Origin of the sequence: Bartonella sp. CL100XZDX, from assembly GCF_042195375.1 — a bacterium.
Lineage (GTDB): Bacteria > Pseudomonadota > Alphaproteobacteria > Rhizobiales > Rhizobiaceae > Bartonella.
Genome location: NZ_JBHIOH010000065.1, coordinates 1 through 4,436, shown reverse-complemented (window position 1 = coordinate 4,436; position 4,436 = coordinate 1). Strand labels below are relative to the sequence as shown.

Annotated in this window: 1 pseudogene; it reads right to left on the bottom strand. The window is 40.8% G+C overall.

Features of this window, described 5'->3' with window-relative positions:
- Nucleotides 1-3,743 (bottom strand): annotated as a pseudogene (locus ACFILU_RS07250) (hypothetical protein); the annotation flags it as partial.
- Nucleotides 3,744-4,436 lie beyond the last annotated feature (693 nt).

Below are 4,436 nucleotides of genomic sequence, written 5' to 3'. Positions count from 1 at the left end.
GGAGCCCTCCATTCGCCACCTTCATAGCTAGCTCCTCCTCCTAAATACATCGCTAGCGTCTGATGCAAGGAATAAAGCTGATTGCCCGTAATCGCCTCTGTCGAACCTTCAGAGATATCGCCATCTAAAACTGACTTCAGTTTGCTCTTACTTCTTTTATCTCCCTTCCCATGAAGCGCTACAAACGCACTGTCTTCATCACTCCACAACAACGCATTCTGCTCAATATTGTCTGAAATCTCATTATGAAGCTTTGTAAATGAATTGCTTACACCGGCAAACGCTTCAGCAATATTGGGATAGCTACGCTCTTCTGGACTACCATCATCATTAAATGTCGTAACTTTGAAAGTAGGTGCTACCCATTGACCATCTTCATAGTGAGCGCCACCACCAAAATAAGTCGCTAGCGTCTGATTCAAGGAATAAAGCTGAGAACCATTCACTGCTTCTGTCGAGCCTTCAGAAAGTGTGCCAGCTTTCACGCCAGAGAGACTACGTGCATCACCATTCATATTTGCAATTGTGATTGCACTACCCTCTTTTTCACCACCTATCTTGATTACCTCCGTAGCATCATCCTGCTTAACAAGACTATCTCCTACAACTCTATTAATCTCATTCTGAAGCTCTTTATGAATATTCGTGAATGAATTCCCTACACCTGCAAACGCTTTAGCAACATCATCATAGCTCTGCTCTTCAACAGCACTACCATCCTCATTAACGCTCTTAACTTTGAAACTTGGAGCTCTCCATTGACCTTCCTTATATTCAGCGCCACCACCTAAAGATTTAGCTATATTCGTAGCTGTTGTTTCAAGATTGTTTGACACACTGCTTACATTTTGATTGGTCGCAAAAAGCTGTGAACCATTCACTGCATCACTCGATGCTTCCGAAAGCGTTCCTGATTTCACACCGGAAAGGGTCCGTGCAGCACCATCAATATTCGAAAGCTTAACTTCTGTACCACTCTTTTCACCCCCTACACTAATAACATGTGTCTTTTCATCTTGCTTAACAAGACTATCTCCTACAACTTGGTTAATCTCATTCTTAAGCTCTTTGTGAATATTTGTGAATGAATTCCCTACACCTGCAAATGCTTTGGCAACATCATCATAGCTCTGCTCTTCAACAGCACTGCCATCTTCTTTGACGATCTTAACCTTGAAGCTTGGAGCACTCCATTGACCTTCCTTATATTCAGCGCCACCACCTAAATAAGTTGCAACAGTCTTATTCGTCTCAAAAAGCTGTGAACCATTGATCGCATCACTTGAGCTTGCAGAAACCTCTCCATTGGAAAGAAATGTAATCTTACTCTTGCTTTCCTTCTCTCCATGCGTCGCTACAAATGCCTCTGCGTCCTTATCCCACAACAGCGCATCGCCTTGAACTTCCTGAGTAATATTCGTGATGTTTTCAGTAAGTTCATTAAACTTATTCGTTAGGTTGCTATTTACATTCTTGAAATTCGTATCAATGCTTTCAATGGCTAAACCAACATCACTATAGGATTTTTCTACTTCCTCGCCTTTTGCATCAACACTGGATAATTTATAGGTTGGACCCGTGAAAGTACCATCTTTAAAGCTTGTACCTCCACCTAAGTATTCCGCAATATCCTGAGAAACCTTAGAAATCTGACCGCCATTAACCGCATCATGCGAATTCTCACTAATCTGACCTTCGGCAACATTATGCAAACCAACAGATGCAGAACCCTTACCTTTACCCAAAGTCACACTCGCATAATTAGTGCCGCCATTATCACCATCTTTTTTATCATAGTGAACAACAGCCGATTCATCAGACTGAAGATTGTTAGAAAGCTTCTCTAAACTTTTATCAAGTTGCTCTTTGTTGACTGCTTCATTATTCTTCGTTGCTTCCTTCACACCGGAAAGTATTCTATCCCCTTTGTCTTTATTTGCGATATTGATTTCACTGCCTTCTACTTCTGTACCAATATTGATAACTTTTGTCTTTTCATCCTGCTTGGCAAGGCTATCTCTGACAACATTAGTAATTTCATTGTTAATCTCTTTGCGAACATTGGTGATGGAAGCACCAACTCCAGCCAATGCCTCCGCTACAGTTTTATATTCCTTATCTTCAACATCACTACCATCACCTTTGACAGTTTTAACTTTAAAGCTTGGAGCACTCCATTGACCTTCCTTATATTCAGCGCCACCACCTAAATAAGTTGCAACATTGTCCCCTAAGGAATAAAGCTGACCACCTGTAATTGCGTCCCTTGAATCCTTAGCAATATTACCTTCGGCAACATTATGAAGTGCAACTGGTCCTGCATCCTTACCTTTACCTAAAGTCACACTCGTGTAATCAATGCCGCCATTATCACCATCTTTTTTATCGTAATGCACAACAGCTGAATCATCAGACTGAAGACTGGTAGAAAGCTTCTCTAAACTTTTATCAAGTTGCGCTTTATTGACTGCTTCATTGTCTTTCTCTGCTGCCTTAACACCGGAAAGTGTCCGATCCGTACCAGTCTTGTTGGCTATATTGATTTCACTGCCTTCTACTTCTTTCCCAATAGTAATAACCTTCGTATCATCATCCTGCTTGGCAAGGCTATCACTGACAACATTGGTTACATCATTATGAACATTCGTGATAGAACTCGCAACACCAGCAAATGCTTCCGCTACACTATTGTAGCTTTCCTCACTTTCTTTACCTTCCGCATCAACTTTCTTGATCACAAAACTTGGTGCTTTCCATTGTCCATCTTTATCATAACCTGCACCTCCACCAAAATAGGTCGCAAATGTCTGATTCATTGAATAAAGCTGATTGCCCGTGATCGCTTCTGTCGAACCTTTAGAAATTTCTCCATCTAATAGAAACTTCAATTTGCTGTTTTCTTGTTCCGCTATAACTTGACCATCTTTCTCTTTGTTCTTTACATGACGCGCCACAAAGGCATGCGCGTCATCGTTCCACAACAAAGCATTCTGCTCAATGGTCTGCGTAAGTTCATTGCTGTTCTTAGAAAGCTCATTATGAAGATCTGTCAGCGATGTATCAACACCGCTAAAGGCTGAACCAACATCATGATATGACTGACCACCAACAACATACGTCGGAAGATTACCTACAAGCACATCAGCACCACCACCTAAATAGCTCGATGTATTTTTAGAAACACTGTCTAGACTGGTAGTCACTGTCGTAACATTTTTATTAGTCGCAAATAACTGAGAGCCATTTACAACTTCTGTCGATTCTGCTGAAAGCACTCCTGCCTTAACACCAGAAAGAATCCTTTCTTCTTTCTTACTGTTGGCAATATTGAGTTCTGTACCTTCTACTTCTTTCCCAATAGTAATAACCTTCGTATCATCATCCTGCTTGGCAAGGCTATCACTCACTACATTCGTCACATCATTATGAACATTCGTAATAGAACTCGCAACACCAGCAAATGCTTCCGCTACACTATTGTAAACCTTTTCCTCACCAGTACTACCATCATCATTGATAGTTTTAAGCTTGAAGGTAGGGGCAACCCATTTTCCATTTTCATAGCCAGCTCCTCCACCAAAATACGTCGCAACTGTTTGATTCATTGAATAAAGTTGGTTGCCAGTGATCGCTTCTGTTGAACCTTTAGAAACTTCTCCATCTAAAAGAAACTTCAATTTGCTACTGCTTCCTTCCGTTCCATGCTTAGCTACAAACGCATTGGCTTCATTACTCCAATTCAAGGAATCCTGTGCGACTCCTTCAGAAACTTCCTTAATACGCTGATTCACATTCTTGATATTTGTATCAAGTCCTTCAAATGCTGAACCAACATTGGTAAAAGGTTTGGCTGTTATCTTACCATCTTTATCAATCTCCGATAAACTATAGGTTGGCCCTGTAAACGCACCATTATTAAAAGCTGCATTGCCCCCTAAATAAGTAATAACCTTATCATTCGTTTCAAAAAGCTGACTACCCGTTACAGCATCCGTTGAATCTTTAGAAACATCACCATTTGCAAGGNTGACTACCCGTTACAGCATCTGTTGATTTGGCGCTAATCTCACCATTTGCTAGAAACGTAATTCTACTGTTTTCTTGTGTCCTTACAGCTCTGCCTTTTTCTTCTTTGCTCTTTTCATGACGTGCTACAAAGGCATTGGCTTCCTTGCTCCAATTCAAAGAATCCTGCGCTACCCCTTCAGAAACTTCCTTAATCCGTGCATTCACATTCTTGATATTTGCATCAAGACCAGTAAATGCACTACCAACATTATTAAAAGAACTGTCTGTTATATTACCATCTGCATCAACCTTGGATAACTTGTAGGTTGGTCCTGTAAACGTACCGTCAACAAATTTTGCATCGCCACCAAGGAATTTAGCTACATTCTGAGAAATCGTGTTAATCTGACTACCATTAATCGCATCAT